The sequence below is a fragment of the Neisseria sp. RH3002v2f genome (assembly GCF_014596375.1).
Taxonomy (GTDB): Bacteria; Pseudomonadota; Gammaproteobacteria; order Burkholderiales; family Neisseriaceae; genus Neisseria; species Neisseria cinerea.
This window is the reverse complement of record NZ_MAYZ01000019.1, coordinates 57,039-70,197: the sequence shown is the minus strand read 5'-3', so window position 1 is coordinate 70,197 and position 13,159 is coordinate 57,039. Positions and strand designations below refer to the sequence as shown.

The window sequence follows — 13,159 nt, the reverse complement described above, 5'->3', positions numbered from 1 at the left end:
GGCTTTTATTTCAAGAAACTGTCAGGTTTCTCCCCGACCTCTCCCTCCAATCCGCAATCCAAACTGATATTTTCTTCAACGCAACAGCAACAAGGCAGTATTTCATCCCTACCCAGAAAAGCCAAAGGCGGTATGCGATAAGTAACACTCCCCTCCAAAATCTTTAACCGGCAAGATCCGCAATATCCGCTGCGACACTGATACTCCACCTTATGACCGGTCCGTTCCAGCCCTTCTAACAAAGTTTCCCCCTCCAACAACTCAAAAACCCTATCTCTCGTACTAATGAGTGCCATCTCTAACCAATCATAAAAATCCAAAACCGATAACAAGCCTAACCCGCTATTTTTCATTCCTTATTGAAAAAATGCCGTCTGAAAAACAAGTTTCAGACGGCATTCCTCCATAAAAAACACATACAGTAAAAAATTTACAGCTCAAAGTCGCCCAAATCGTCCGTACTCACTTCGGAATCAATCTGCCCGATCAGGTAAGAAGAGATTTCCACTTCCTGAGGCGCAACCTGGACGTTATCCGATGAGAGCCACGCATTAATCCAAGGAATCGGATTCTGATTCGCTCCTTCAAATCCGATTGGCAATCCCACCGCCTGCATACGGAGGTTGGTAATATATTCGACGTATTGGGATAAGATTTCTTTGTTTAAGCCGATCATCGAACCGTCTTTAAACAAATATGCCGCCCATTCTTTTTCCTGCTCCGCCGCTTTTTTGAAGAGTTTGAAACACTCTTCCTGCAATTCCTCGGCAATTTCCGCCATTTCCGGATCATCGACACCCGAACGCATCAAATTAAGCATATGCTGCGTACTGGTCAGATGCAGCGCTTCATCACGAGCAATCAGTTTGATGATTTTGGCGTTACCTTCCATCAACTCGCGCTCGGCAAAAGCAAACGAGCAGGCGAATGAAACATAGAAACGGATGGCTTCCAACACGTTGACACACATCAGGCAGAGATATAGTTTTTTCTTCAACTCGCGCAAAGACACGTTAACGAGCTTGCCGCCGACATTGTGCACCCCTTCGCCCAACAGGTTGTAATACTGGGTGTATTCGATTAAATCATCATAATAGCAGGCAATGTCTTCGGCGCGGGCGATGATGTATTCGTTTTCGACGATATCATCAAACACGACCGACGGATCATTCACGATATTGCGGATGATGTGGGTATAGCTGCGCGAATGGATGGTTTCGCTAAAGCTCCACGTTTCAATCCAAGTTTCCAGCTCGGGAATCGACACCAAAGGCAAGAACGCAACATTCGGGCTGCGGCCTTGAATCGAATCGAGCAGTGTTTGGTATTTCAGATTGCTAATGAAAATATGTTTTTCGTGTTCGGGCAGGTTGGCGTAGTCGATACGGTCGCGCGAGACATCGATTTCTTCAGGCCGCCAGAAGAAAGACAATTGTTTTTCAATCAGTTTTTCAAATACTTCGTATTTCTGCTGGTCATAACGGGCAACATTAACCGGCTGACCGAAAAACATCGGCTCTTTAAGCGCGTCGTTTTTGGTTTTGGGAAAAGTACTGTATGACATGACTAGGTGTTCGCAGGACATAACGTCTCTCTTTTTAAAAATTAGTCGACTTTTCTATTGATTTTTAATTTACCATATGAAACATGTTGAATTTTATCAATAAAGTGCCATCCTAAAATAGTGAAGACTAAAAGAACACTAATAAATATATAAAATTTATATTCAGCTAAGAATGACCAAATGGCATCCATACTTTTCCTTTTCTGGAAAATAACAACTTAGCTTCATATAGTAGTAGGTGCTAATTTAAGAAAATCCTTAAAGCCTTCTACTATCTAGAAGCCTTGGATATACTTTCAAAAATTAACCTGTTTTAAATCTTACAAGCCCCACCTGCACAACCGTCATCCTGAATATCAGTCTGCGTATCATCTGCGCCGTCGCGGGTGTTGTGGTAGTACAGGGTTTTGACGCCGTATTTGTAGGCGGTCAGCAGGTCTTTGAGCATTTGTTTCATGGAAACTTTGTTGCCTTCGAATTTACCAGGGTCGTAGGCGGTATTGGCAGAAATCGCCTGATCGACGAATTTTTGCATCACGCCGACAAGTTTCAGATAGCCTTCGTTGCCCGGAAGCTGCCACAGGGTTTCGTAGGCATTTTTCAGGGTTTCAAATTCCGGCACGACTTGCTTCAGGATGCCGTCTTTCGACGCTTTGACCGTTACCAGTCCACGAGGCGGCTCGATACCGTTGGTGGCGTTGGCGATTTGCGAACTGGTTTCAGACGGCATGAGCGCGGTCAGTGTGGAGTTACGCAGGCCGTATTTGACGATGTCGGCACGCAGGCTTTCCCAGTCGTAATGCAAAGGCTCGTTACACACGGCATCCAAGTCTTTTTTGTAGGTGTCGATGGGCAATTTACCCTGCGAATAAACGGTTTGGTTGAAGAGCGGACACGCTCCGTATTCTTTGGCAAGGTTTACCGATGCTTTGAGCAGGTAATACTGCATGGCTTCAAAGGTACGGTGGGTCAGGCCGAGTGCGGAATCGTCACTGTAACGGACACCGTTTTTCGCCAGATAGTAGGCGTAGTTGATGACGCCTATACCGAGCGAACGGCGACCCATAGTAGAGGTACGCGCGGCTTCTACCGGATATCCCTGATAATCTAAAAGTGCATCGAGTGCGCGAACGGTCAAATCGGCAAGTCCTTCCAACTCGTCCAAGTTGTTCAATGCGCCCAAGTTAAAGGCGGACAGTGTACACAGGGCGATTTCGCCGTTCGGGTCGTTGATATTGTCCAGAGGTTTGGTCGGCAGTGCAATTTCCATGCACAGGTTGGACTGATGCACGGGGGCGACACTCGGATCAAACGGGCTGTGCGTATTGCAATGGTCGACGTTTTGAATGTAAATGCGCCCTGTTCCGGCACGCTCCTGCATCAGTGTGGAAAACAGGTCGGCAGCTGGAATGATGCGCTTGCGTATGTTCGGGTCTTGCTCGTATTTCGTATAGAGCCGTTCAAATTCGTCCTGATCGGCAAAGAACGCCTCGTACAATCCTGGAACCTCATTGGGCGAAAACAGCGTAATATTGCCGCCCTTGATCAGGCGGGTGTACAGCAGGCGGTTGATTTGTACGCCGTAGTCCAACTGGCGGATACGGTTGTCTTCTACACCGCGATTGTTTTTCAACACCAGCAGGCTTTCGGCTTCGATGTGCCACAATGGATAGAACAAGGTTGCCGCGCCGCCGCGCACGCCGCCTTGCGAACAGGATTTAACGGCCGCCTGAAACATTTTGAAAAACGGGATGCAGCCGGTATGCCGGGCTTCGCCGCCCCGGATTTCGCTGTCCAGTCCGCGGATACGTCCGGCATTGATGCCGATGCCCGCACGCTGGGAAACGTACTTCACAATCGCGCTGGTGGTGGCGTTGATGGAATCCAGGCTGTCGTCGCATTCGATCAATACGCAGCTCGAGAACTGGCGTGTAGGCGTACGCACGCCGCTCATAATCGGAGTCGGCAGCGATACTTTAAATGTAGAAACGGCATCGTAAAACCGTTTGACGTAATCGAGGCGTGTTTCTTTGGGGTATTTGCTGAAAAGGCACATCGCCACCAGAACATATAAGAACTGCGGCGTTTCATAAATCTGGCGGGTAACACGGTTCTGTACCAGATATTTGCCTTCGAGCTGTTTCACGGCGGCATAGGAGAAGGTCATGTCGCGGCTGTGGTCGATATAGGCGTTAAGTTCGTCAAACTCTTCGCGGCTGTAATCTTCGATGATGTGGCGGTCGTATTTGCCCGAATCGGTGAGTTTTTTAACGTGCTCGTAGAGATGGGGCGGTTCAAAATCGCCATAGGCTATTTTACGCAGATGGAAAATGGCCAACCGCGCGGCGAGATATTGATAGTCCGGCGTATCCTGCGAAATCAGGTCGGCAGCCGCCTTAATGATGGTTTCGTGGATGTCGTCGGTGCGGATGCCGTTGTAAAACTGAATATGTGATTTCAACTCGACCTGCGATACGGATACATTTTTCAATCCGTCTGCCGCCCAAGTGACGACACGGTGAATCTTATCCAAATCAATGGGTTCCAATCTGCCGTCCCGTTTGGTTACTTTTAAATCAGTCGGTGTATTCATCACTTCCTCTTTAACTCTTGATGCGTAAGACACGGTCTTATCAAATGAATCAATTTGGACAATATAGTGGATTTTTTACGTTTTCTCTAGTCTTGACAATACCTGTATTTTTAAATTTCAATCAATGAAAGATAAAACCTGCCTACCGTATTTTTCTATAATATTTGTTTTATCTGATAATTCTTTTTTGACAGAAATCAGGTAAAAAATCCTCCTGAGTTCTGACTCCTGCTACATGGCGATGAAATAAGGGTTTTTTAAAGAAAGAGGAAATCCTTTCAAATTTCCGCACTATAAATTGTTAAATTTTGCAAATTACCATTTTTGCCACACTCAACCATGTACAAAATTCTCCTGCCGAGAATATTATGAATTTGAATTTGTACATTCGCTAAAACGTTTAATTAGGTTGAAAGGTTGCCCCACCCGGCTGCAACCCTATATCGTAGGAAGTCGTAACAGGAAGGAACCATCATGACTATACAGAAGATAATTACCATTCTGTTATCTGCAATATTGGCTGCAGGAACCATGACTGCCGTTGCTGATACTTCCAAACCTTTACACCAGCATATAAGACACACCGGCAAACCGGGCAAACCCGCTTTGCATCCGGAATGTAGAAAATATTTGGAACGTCGTGCCGCATGGTACCGGCTGAAGGGCGACAGGCAAGAATTGCGTGAAAACAGAAAGGCAAGCAAAGCATTTCGCACCCTGCCTTACCCGGAACAAAAAATCCAATGTCAGGCTGCCTATGAGGCTTTCGATGATTTTGACAAAGGCAGATTCAGACGCTGACCTGTATAAAATATATTCCTTATCATGATTTCAGACAGCATCATCCAAGTCGCTGACAATGATTGTACGAATACTTTCTTCGATTTTATCTTTTAATGCATAACGATCTTCACTTTCCGCCGCGTCCGATACACAAATAAAATCGACTTTTATCGTCAGTTTTTTCATAGACACAATGCGCCAAAGGCAGGTCGGCAAACCGACATCGGCATATGACGGACGAGCCGTCCTTTTTCCTGCTTCGTCATAATAACGCAGTGCGACCGCCAAAACCTTTGCTCCTGCATCAATGGCAGATTGGAACAGTGCTGCCTTAAAAGGCAGAAGCTCCAAGCCCGAAGAAGTCCTTGCTTCAGGAAAAAAACTGACGTTTTGACCTTGTTGCAATGTTGCACAGATGGCGCGGTTAATCGGTTCGATGTCGCGTCGTGAATTGCGGTTGATAAACACCGTTCCCGCGTTCTGCCCCATCTTGCCCAACACAGGCCAGCTTTTGATTTCCTGCTTGGCGATAAAGCTGCTCGGATAAACCGCGCTCATGGCAAAAATATCCAGCCAAGATACATGATTGGCAGCTACCAAGACTCCGTCCAAATGTTCTGGGGCAGGCTTACCTACCACCAATCCGATATCCAAAGCCGCCAAAGCGCCCTTGCCCAACGCTATAACCGCCCGATTGCGCGACTCCGGGCAATCGCCGTCGATACTGCGCAGGTTTTTCCCTGTTTTAAACAGCCAAACCGCCAAACGGTACAGCCGATGCAGACGTGTAAAAATTGAAGCTCTGCTTGCCGACATAATCAATTCTTTTCCAAAAATAAATACTTGATGTTGGAACACCCGGACAGCATGCCGATAAAATTTAAAATGCCGTCTGAAACCGTTCTTCCGTTTTATTTCTGACAGTTCGGACAATAAAACGTTCCGCGCTGCCCCAAAATTTCTTTCACAATCAAACCGCCGCATCTTACACACTGCAGATTGTGCCGCCCATATACGGTATATTCTTGCTGAAAGTAGCCGCTTTTACCGTTACTGTCGACAAAATCCTTTAATGTGCTGCCGCCCGTTTCAATGGCGCGCCTCAAAACTGCTTTAACCGCATCAACCAAAACCGCGCAATCTTTCTTTTTTACCCGGCAGGCAGGGCGTTTTGGCGAAACAGCCGCCCTAAACAGACTTTCATTGGCATAAATATTGCCTACACCGACCACGACGGCATTGTCCATCAGGGCCAGCTTGACTGCCCGTTTCTGGGTTTTCAGCTTTGCATACAGATAATCAGCACAAAATACTTCCGACAGAGGTTCAGGCCCCAGCTTTTCCAGCAGCGGATGATACTCTTCGATACCTTCATACCAAAGTATTGCGCCGAACCTCCTCGGATCATGGTAACGTAAAACCGTGCCGTCCGAAAAGACAAAATCCGTATGGTCATGCTTACCCGGCTTGCCGATACGTTCGTCCGAAGGCGTGAAAATCCGCAAACTTCCCGACATTCCCAGGTGAATCAGTAAAATTCCCATTGGGAAACGAACAATCAGATATTTTGCCCGCCTGCCGCAAGACAAAACCTGCTGACCGGACAAAATATCCCCCAATGCAGGATTAACCTGCCAGCGCAACTTCGGCTGGCGCAATATCACGGTTTCCACCGTTTTACCTTCGATATGGGGCGCGATGCCGCGCAACGTCGTTTCTACTTCCGGTAATTCCGGCATAATTCCTCCCAAAATGCTTTTCGGCCCATGCCGTCTGAAACAAATCTAACCTAATCCGCAACCCTTGCCGCACCTGCCGCAACAGTTTTACCGTCCCAAAATCCTTCCTGCGTCCGCAGGAGCGTTACACCTGCCACATTCTTAAGCAAAACCAAACCGTATACTGCGGCACACTGCGGCCACCAACGGTCGCCCGCCTTTTCCATAAACTGCCAAAAACGTATTTTTCCGAGCGAAGAAACCGCCGGCAGATACACCATAAATTTTCCATATTCGATGTCGAAACCGGCATCGGCTAGCTGTTTCTTCAACTCATGAAGCGACAGGCAAAACCGTTTTTCCGGCAAACGGACACCGTCAAACCATGAACCCAGCCCCCAAAGCGAATACGGATTAAAACCCGTCAGCATCAAGCGTCCGGACGGTTTTAATATTCGATGCGCCTCGGACAGGATTTGCGAAGGGATACCGCATTCCAGCGTATGCGGCAAAAGCAGCATATCTGCAGAAATATCTGCCAAAGCCATCTCTTCTGCCGACATCGACATATCACGCGGTACGCAGACAATATCTTCAGACGGCCTCAACCACGGACCGCCCACCTGAAGTGCACACATTCCCCCAAACCGATATGACGCCACATACCGATTAAAGAAATCCTGTTCCAATTTTGCAACATACCGCCCCATCGCCTCATGTTCAAACCATGAATCCATATCACATCCGTTTCCGCGACATTTCCCGCCGGTATTCTATTCTAAACACAAACTCTGTCAAAAACACATTTTCCATCCCGAACCACCCCCTACCAATCCGCACAAATGTTCTATAAAACTTGACGCTTTTTCAAGCAAACAGTACCATCGGACGATAAAATATGTTTATCCCCCCGATATAAATCATGTCCAAACTCAAAACCATCGTACTGACCGCTTCGGGTCTGTCCGTTTGTCCGGGTTTCCTATATGCCCAAAACACCTCATCACACCAAGTCGGTTTAGCGATCATGCGGTTAAACTCTTCAATACTTGACCAAGCCCCCAAACAATATTTCCAATCCGGCAGCCTATGGGGCGCACTGCGCCAAGACTTCCGCATGTCCGAAGTCAATCCCGAACTGGTACGCCGCCACGAAAGCAAATTAATCGAAAGCCGTGGCTATTTCGACAGAATTATCGCCCGCAGCAAACCCTATATGTACCATATTGCCAATGAAGTCAAAAAGCGCAATATGCCCGCCGAGGCCGCCCTGCTTCCCTTTATCGAAAGTGCGTTTGTTACAAAAGCCAAATCACACGTCGGCGCATCGGGCTTATGGCAGTTCATGCCCGCTACCGGCAGACATTACGGTTTGGAAAAGACACCGGTTTATGACGGCAGGCACGACGTTTACGCCGCCACAGATGCCGCACTCAACTACCTGCAATACCTATACGGGCTATTCGGCGACTGGCCGCTTGCATTTTCCGCCTACAACTGGGGAGAAGGCAATGTCGGACGCGCCATCAACCGCGCACGGGCGCAAGGTCTCGAACCGACCTACGAAAACCTGCGTATGCCCAATGAAACGCGTAACTACGTCCCCAAACTCCTTGCCGTACGCAACATTATCGCCAACCCCCAATCCTTCGGCATCAGCATCAGCGATATAGACAACAAACCGTATTTTCAGGCAATCGAACTGGACCACCCCATCGATAACGAAGCCATTACTCGGCTTGCCGGCATTACACAAAACGAGCTGCTCGCCCTAAACCCGGCATTCAACGTCCCTGCGTTCATTCCTAAAAGCAAACGCAAGCTGCTGCTCCCCGTTGGGTCCGTACAAACCTTCCAAAGCAACTATCTGAACTCAAGCCCTGACAGCCTGTTTTCTTGGGAAACCTACACCCCCGCATCGAAAACTGCTCTGTCCGACATTGCTTCTGCAACCGGTATGAGCATTGCCGACATCAAACGCCTCAACAACCTGAACGGCAACCTGGTTAACGCAGGACGCAGCATCCTCGTTACCAAAAACAGTCCCGCCCTTCAGACGGCATTCGAATCCGTCGCCTCCATCGACATTGACAATACGCCCGACACCTATCGTTCCAACATGCCGGCGGAACCCGTCAACATTACCCTTTCAGCCGTCCAAGCTCAACCCATGCAAGCTGCAAATGTTGCCGTTACACCCATAGAGTCGGCAACTCCCGCTCCGAAAAACAATCCACTCATCGTACAAAATCAAACCGGCATAGAAGATACCCCACAGGTTCTATCCCAAAAACAAACGCCCATGCCGTCTGAAATGCCCATGCTGTCTGAAGTTAAGTCTACCGAACCTGCACTAAACATCACTCAAAACGGTGTACAGACAGAAGACGAACTTATGCAGCTTATTGCACAAAATAATTTACGCAGGCTGGCAGAAGAAAGTGTTTCCAACGTCATCATCAACGTACCTAATTCTGTTGCCGAACATAAAATTTCCGCACCCTCCCAGCATATTGTTGTTGCCAACAACAAACGGCAAACCCGTTTGGAAACACGCATAGCCAGGGCTGCCGATACTGATATCTCCCCCCTTCACGCCAGCATCCACCGTGTTGTAGAAGGCGACACCCTATTCAACATTGCCAAACGCTACAACGTCAGCGTAGCCGATTTGATTATCGCTAATAACATTAAAGGCAACACCATCCAAAAAGGGCAAGTACTCCGTCTAGCACAGGCAAAACCTGCCAAAACCCACATAGACAAAGTGTCCTACACCATACGGAAAGGCGACACTTTTAAAAGCATCTCCGCACGTTTCAATATCAATATCGACGACATCCGCAGACTCAACCCCGATTTGAATACCATCAGCCCGGGACAGAGAATCAAACTGATCGGAAGCTGATTCAAGAGAAGTACATGACAGGGTTTGACAACCCTGTCATCATCTACATTTTCAAATACCGTCATGAAACTTATCAAATACCTTCAATATCAAGGCATAGGAAGCCGAAAACAATGCCAGTGGCTGATTGCCGGCGGTTATGTTTTCATCAACGGCACTTGTATAGATGATGCCGATGCGGACATTGATTCAACCTCTGTCCATACCTTAGACATAGACGGCAAAGCAGTAACCGTTATTCCCGAACCTTATTTCTATATCCTGCTCAACAAACCTGCAGATTACGAAACTTCACACAAACCGAAGCACTACCGCAGCATATTCAGCCTATTCCCCGACAATATGCGTAATATTGACATGCAGGCAGTCGGCAGGCTGGATGCAGATACGACCGGCGTATTACTGATTACCAACGATGGTAAACTGAATCACAACCTTACCTCTCCGAGCCGTAAGATTCCCAAATTATACGAGGTAACACTCAAGCATCCTGCTGACGGAATGCTCTGCGAAACGCTAAAAAACGGCGTCCTGCTTCATGATGAAAATGAAACCGTTTGCGCCGCTGATGCCAACTTAGAGAGCCCGACCACATTATTACTGACCATTACGGAAGGCAAATACCATCAGGTCAAACGGATGGTAGCGGCCGCAGGCAACCGCGTGCAGCATCTTCATCGCAGACAATTCGCACATCTGGAAACAGAAAACCTCAAACCCGGGGAATGGAAATTTATCGAATGTCCAAAATTCTGAAACAAAATTCCATAATTTCCCTATATTCAACTATATGCTTATTAAATAAGTAGTTTTACAAAAATTAACTCAAAAAAGAAGAAAAAAACAGTTAGCTTGCGATACAATCCATTTGTCTGAGTAACGCCTGTTCAAGCAGGCTTATGAGTAAGACGTTTTCCCCGTAATGTGTTTGGCCATCTATACTTCCCCTTGTATAGATGGTTTTTTTTATCTTCATTTACTACATATATTACCGGTGCAACATCTCCGCCCATATGACATATGAAATTTCATTTCACCGTCCCGTTATAGAAAAATAAACGATTAATCTATCTATAAAATCTGATTCAATCCTTGTTGATTTATATAAATTAGCAATATCCCCTATAAAATATAACTCCATCAGTGAAAATAACTATACACTTAAAAAACAATCAGTCAGTTCCTGTTAAAAAACGCGTGTAGAATTTCCACCTCATCTTAATCAAACACTGTTGCAATATGTCTTCCAACACCAATCGTCAAACCTGGTCCAGCCGATTAACCTATATCCTGACCGTTGCCGGAGCAACCGTCGGCTTTGGCGCAACTTGGCGTTTTCCCTACCTGGTCGGTGAAAACGGCGGCGGCGCGTATGTATTTTTATTCTGTATCGCCATGCTCGTTATCGGCATACCGATGATTTTGGTAGAAAACGTCATCGGACGGCGCAAAGGTGTGAACGCGCTGGACGCATTCGGCGGCTCTATGAACGGCAAACCCGTCGCCAAAATTTGGAAGCTGGTCGGCTGGATGGGCTTGGTCGGTGCATTCGGCATTATGGCGTATTACATGGTGCTCGGCGGTTGGGTAATCAGCTATATCGTTAATATTATTAGCGGAAACCTGAATATTTCCAGCCCTGTCAACGGCGAACTGACAAAAAGCTTCTTTACCGAACATATCGAAAACAGTCCTTGGGAAATTGCGTTCTACACGTTCTTATTTGTCGTTGTGAACCAATGGATTTTGGTCAAAGGCGTTATCGGCGGTATTGAAAAAGCAGCGAAATACCTGATGCCGCTGTTGTTTTTGTTCCTGATTGCCATGGTCGTGCGCAACGTTACCCTGCCGGGCGCAATGGAAGGGATTACTTTCTATCTGAAGCCTGATTTCAGCAAGATTACCACCGAACTTTTCGTCTTCGTTTTGGGGCAAGTATTTTTCGCCTTAAGCTTGGGTTTCGGCGTGATGATTACCTTATCCAGCTATCTGGATAAAAACGAAAATCTGGTTCAGACGGCAGTTATCACGGCAATTACCAATACCATCATCGCCGTACTTGCGGGCTTTATGATTTTCCCGTCGCTCTTCAGCTTCGGCGTCGCACCCAATTCCGGCCCGACTTTGGTGTTCCAAAGTTTGCCGATTGTGTTCTCACATATGTGGGCAGGACCTGTGTTCGCCGTCATTTTCTTCTCGCTGCTCCTGATTGCCGCTCTGACAACTTCGCTGACGATTTATGAAGTGTTGATTACGACCATTCAGGAAAAAACCAAAATCCGCCGTACCGCCGCAATCACGATTGTATTGTCCGCCATCTTCATCTTCGGCAATATTCCGTCCATTCTGAGCTATGGTCCATGGAAAAATGTTTCCATATTTGGCAAAAATATTTTTGATGCTTTTGACTACATCAGCGGCAACATCTTGTTTATGCTGACCGCGCTCGGCTCCGCATTGTTTGTCGGTTTCGTGATGAAGGACGAAGCGAAGGACGAATTACTTTATAAAGGCAATCATACGACGGTCAATATTTGGTTTGCCTATGTGAAATACCTCGTGCCCCTCGTAATCCTGCTGATTTTTGTCAGCAACCTTTTCTGATTCGCACCGATTAATGCCGTCTGAAAACCATACTGACTTCAGACGGCATTGCTTTTATTTCCACTCCAATATCCGAAATGCTAAAATCCGGACAAATTTATCAGGTTCTGAATCTCCATCAGAATTTCCTGAGTAACCGGTAATTCGCACGCTCAGACAATAATCCTTTGAAACAGGTAGAATCAGCCCCTCAACGGGAAACACCCTTAGGACGGCATGTAAAATTAGAAATCCCACATGCCGAATTATCAGGAATACCTTTTATGAACAGACAAAAAGTAATCGCTATCGACGGTCCGGGAGCATCAGGCAAGGGAACGGTAGCCTCCCGAGTCGCAGCCGCATTGGGATACGACTATCTCGATTCCGGAGCACTTTACCGTCTGACCGCACTGTATGCACAAAAACAAGGTGTCCAATGGCATGACGAGCACCGCGTTTCCGAACTTGCCGAAAAACTACCGGCCGTATTTGCAGGAAACCGCATCCTACTTGACGGAGAAGACGTTTCAGACGGCATACGGACAGAAGCCATAGGCATGGGGGCATCCGCTGTCGCGCAATTGCCGAAAGTCCGTGCCGCCCTGCTGCAACGACAACGCGACTTCCTAACCGCCAAAGGGCTGGTTGCCGACGGACGGGACATCGGATCAGTCGTATTCCCCGAAGCCGAACTCAAAATCTTCCTTACGGCAGAATCCAAAATCAGAGCCGAACGCCGCTCCAAACAAATCGGCATCCCCTGCGAAGGCCCTGCATTCGACCGCATCCTATCCGACATTAAAGCCAGGGACGAAGCAGACCGCAACCGCACGCTCGCCCCCCTAAAACAGCAACCCGATGCCCTGCTTCTGGACACAAGCCATATGAGCATAGAGGAATCTATAAAAAAAGTACTTGATTGGTATCATAAAGTTTAAATTTTCAGGTATAATCGCCCACATTGCGTTTCAGACGGCATGAATTTTCCCGTATGCCGTCTGAAATCT

Annotated in this window: 11 protein-coding genes; 5 read left to right on the top strand and 6 right to left on the bottom strand. The window is 47.3% G+C overall.

All coding sequences use genetic code 11. The features are described 5' to 3' along the window. Positions 1 to 5 precede the first annotated feature (5 nt). The 3 genes from yfaE to nrdA form a co-directional block, all read right to left on the bottom strand. Positions 6 to 296, bottom strand: coding sequence for a class I ribonucleotide reductase maintenance protein YfaE (gene yfaE, locus BBW69_RS02915; RefSeq protein ID WP_188210470.1), 291 nt, complete (start codon positions 294 to 296; stop codon positions 6 to 8). Between the two features lie 134 nt (positions 297 to 430). Beyond that, entirely contained in the window at positions 431 to 1,564 is a 1,134-nt protein-coding gene (nrdB, locus tag BBW69_RS02910; protein WP_107859964.1) for a class Ia ribonucleoside-diphosphate reductase subunit beta, read from the bottom strand. 313 nt (positions 1,565 to 1,877) lie between these two features. Then, entirely contained in the window at positions 1,878 to 4,157 is a 2,280-nt protein-coding gene (gene nrdA / locus BBW69_RS02905) for a class 1a ribonucleoside-diphosphate reductase subunit alpha (protein ID WP_188210355.1), read from the bottom strand. 474 nt (positions 4,158 to 4,631) lie between these two features. On the opposite strand from nrdA, the gene BBW69_RS02900 reads away from it, so the two are divergent. Next, positions 4,632 to 4,958: a stress response protein gene (locus tag BBW69_RS02900; protein ID WP_188210354.1), complete on the top strand. Its 327-nt coding sequence runs from the start codon at positions 4,632 to 4,634 to the stop codon at positions 4,956 to 4,958. Between the two features lie 30 nt (positions 4,959 to 4,988). Here the strand turns inward: BBW69_RS02900 and BBW69_RS02895 are convergent, their stop codons facing one another. The 3 genes from BBW69_RS02895 to BBW69_RS02885 all read right to left on the bottom strand — a co-directional run bounded on the left by BBW69_RS02895 (position 4,989) and on the right by BBW69_RS02885 (position 7,395). Beyond that, a complete protein-coding gene (locus BBW69_RS02895; protein ID WP_188210353.1) occupies positions 4,989 to 5,756 on the bottom strand; it encodes a 1-acyl-sn-glycerol-3-phosphate acyltransferase in 768 nt (255 codons plus the stop codon). A 95-nt stretch (positions 5,757 to 5,851) separates the two neighbouring features. Next, positions 5,852 to 6,679, bottom strand: a complete 828-nt coding sequence (mutM, locus tag BBW69_RS02890) for a bifunctional DNA-formamidopyrimidine glycosylase/DNA-(apurinic or apyrimidinic site) lyase (protein ID WP_107996728.1) — start codon at positions 6,677 to 6,679, stop codon at positions 5,852 to 5,854. A 50-nt stretch (positions 6,680 to 6,729) separates the two neighbouring features. Next, complete coding sequence (locus BBW69_RS02885; protein ID WP_107996727.1) at positions 6,730 to 7,395, bottom strand: class I SAM-dependent methyltransferase; 666 nt, start codon at positions 7,393 to 7,395, stop codon at positions 6,730 to 6,732. Positions 7,396 to 7,580: 185 nt separating this feature from the next. Here BBW69_RS02885 and BBW69_RS02880 point away from each other — a divergent pair, with 185 nt between their 5' ends. The 4 genes from BBW69_RS02880 to cmk all read left to right on the top strand — a co-directional run bounded on the left by BBW69_RS02880 (position 7,581) and on the right by cmk (position 13,090). Beyond that, positions 7,581 to 9,566: a LysM peptidoglycan-binding domain-containing protein gene (locus BBW69_RS02880; protein ID WP_188210352.1), complete on the top strand. Its 1,986-nt coding sequence runs from the start codon at positions 7,581 to 7,583 to the stop codon at positions 9,564 to 9,566. A 63-nt stretch (positions 9,567 to 9,629) separates the two neighbouring features. Further along, the gene (locus BBW69_RS02875; protein ID WP_188210351.1) at positions 9,630 to 10,322 is read left to right on the top strand and encodes a 16S rRNA pseudouridine(516) synthase; all 693 of its coding nucleotides are present in this window, start codon (positions 9,630 to 9,632) and stop codon (positions 10,320 to 10,322) included. 483 nt (positions 10,323 to 10,805) lie between these two features. After that, on the top strand, positions 10,806 to 12,170 hold the full coding sequence (locus BBW69_RS02870) for a sodium-dependent transporter (RefSeq protein WP_188210350.1): 1,365 nt from the start codon (positions 10,806 to 10,808) through the stop codon (positions 12,168 to 12,170). 263 nt (positions 12,171 to 12,433) lie between these two features. Continuing rightward, positions 12,434 to 13,090 carry a (d)CMP kinase gene (gene cmk, locus BBW69_RS02865; protein WP_188210349.1) on the top strand — a complete coding sequence of 219 codons (657 nt, stop codon included), beginning with the start codon at positions 12,434 to 12,436 and terminating at the stop codon, positions 13,088 to 13,090. The last annotated feature ends 69 nt before the right edge of the window (positions 13,091 to 13,159 follow it).

What these genes read in the sequence shown, in the direction of transcription:
- cmk (WP_188210349.1), top strand. Translation starts at nt 12,434, where the DNA reads ATGAACAGACAAAAAGTAATCGCTATCGACGGTCCGGGAGCATCAGGC.
- BBW69_RS02900 (WP_188210354.1), top strand. Translation starts at nt 4,632, where the DNA reads ATGACTATACAGAAGATAATTACCATTCTGTTATCTGCAATATTGGCT.
- mutM (WP_107996728.1), bottom strand. Translation starts at nt 6,679, where the DNA reads ATGCCGGAATTACCGGAAGTAGAAACGACGTTGCGCGGCATCGCGCCC.
- BBW69_RS02870 (WP_188210350.1), top strand. Translation starts at nt 10,806, where the DNA reads ATGTCTTCCAACACCAATCGTCAAACCTGGTCCAGCCGATTAACCTAT.
- yfaE (WP_188210470.1), bottom strand. Translation starts at nt 296, where the DNA reads ATGGCACTCATTAGTACGAGAGATAGGGTTTTTGAGTTGTTGGAGGGG.
- BBW69_RS02885 (WP_107996727.1), bottom strand. Translation starts at nt 7,395, where the DNA reads ATGGATTCATGGTTTGAACATGAGGCGATGGGGCGGTATGTTGCAAAA.
- BBW69_RS02880 (WP_188210352.1), top strand. Translation starts at nt 7,581, where the DNA reads ATGTCCAAACTCAAAACCATCGTACTGACCGCTTCGGGTCTGTCCGTT.
- BBW69_RS02875 (WP_188210351.1), top strand. Translation starts at nt 9,630, where the DNA reads ATGAAACTTATCAAATACCTTCAATATCAAGGCATAGGAAGCCGAAAA.
- BBW69_RS02895 (WP_188210353.1), bottom strand. Translation starts at nt 5,756, where the DNA reads ATGTCGGCAAGCAGAGCTTCAATTTTTACACGTCTGCATCGGCTGTAC.
- nrdB (WP_107859964.1), bottom strand. Translation starts at nt 1,564, where the DNA reads ATGTCATACAGTACTTTTCCCAAAACCAAAAACGACGCGCTTAAAGAG.
- nrdA (WP_188210355.1), bottom strand. Translation starts at nt 4,157, where the DNA reads ATGAATACACCGACTGATTTAAAAGTAACCAAACGGGACGGCAGATTG.